This window comes from Bartonella sp. MR30HLJHH, assembly GCF_042194195.1.
In the GTDB taxonomy this organism is placed as follows: domain Bacteria; phylum Pseudomonadota; class Alphaproteobacteria; order Rhizobiales; family Rhizobiaceae; genus Bartonella; species Bartonella grahamii.
Genome location: NZ_JBHIMO010000101.1, coordinates 1 through 731, shown reverse-complemented (window position 1 = coordinate 731; position 731 = coordinate 1). Strand labels below are relative to the sequence as shown.

Sequence of the window (731 nt, the reverse complement as noted above, 5' to 3'; positions counted from 1 at the left end):
CCATATTTCCCTTTTTCTGCTAGCTCAAATAATTGATTTTCAACAGTTTCAATTTGTTGTGATGTTGTAAGTTCTACAGAAGCATCATAAGCTCTATTCACAACTTGAGTGCCAAGGTTAATTAAAGAGCGTCGGATAAACAGATCATAAATGACGCTCCCATAATCTTTAGTATTAATGATTGTGACTGCCTCTGTAGCTAAACGCACCACGTAATTATATACAGTGATGTCACCAATTTTCTCATCATTTTCAACAAAGGGCTTAATAGTAATGGGATCTGCAACTTTTCCATTTTGGATAATTTTTGAAATGATATCAAAAAGCCTTTGATGCAACGGTTCAAAAAAGTGCTCTGCTTTTAAAAAATCAGAAACGCTATCAAGAGCATTATTATTGATAATGATAGCACCCAGCAAAGCTTTCTCTGCTTCAATATTATGGGGCAATTGACGAAAAGAAGATTGTTCTTCTGTTTGAAAATAAGGTAATTTAACAGCGCTCATTTTATTCATTATGATTTAAATTGATTTGATAAATGATAATTATAAATCACTGAATCTACAGTGTGAATCCCATTTTTATTTTACTTAACAGCTTGCTTTTTGATACGTTTTGTGCAATAAAGAGATGTTCTTTTATATTTCGATTGGTTACTTTAATCGTTTATTTAGATCGCTAGCTGTTTTGATAATAAAAGCCGTGTCTTAAAGGACGCGGCTTTTTTGCTA

1 protein-coding gene is annotated in these 731 nt (G+C 32.3%); it reads right to left on the bottom strand.

Annotated features, from left to right (window positions below):
- The coding region (locus ACFIKR_RS09555; protein WP_375659670.1) for a DnaB-like helicase N-terminal domain-containing protein at positions 1-515 on the bottom strand (515 nt) is incomplete at its 3' end.
- Between the last annotated feature and the right edge of the window lie 216 nt (positions 516-731).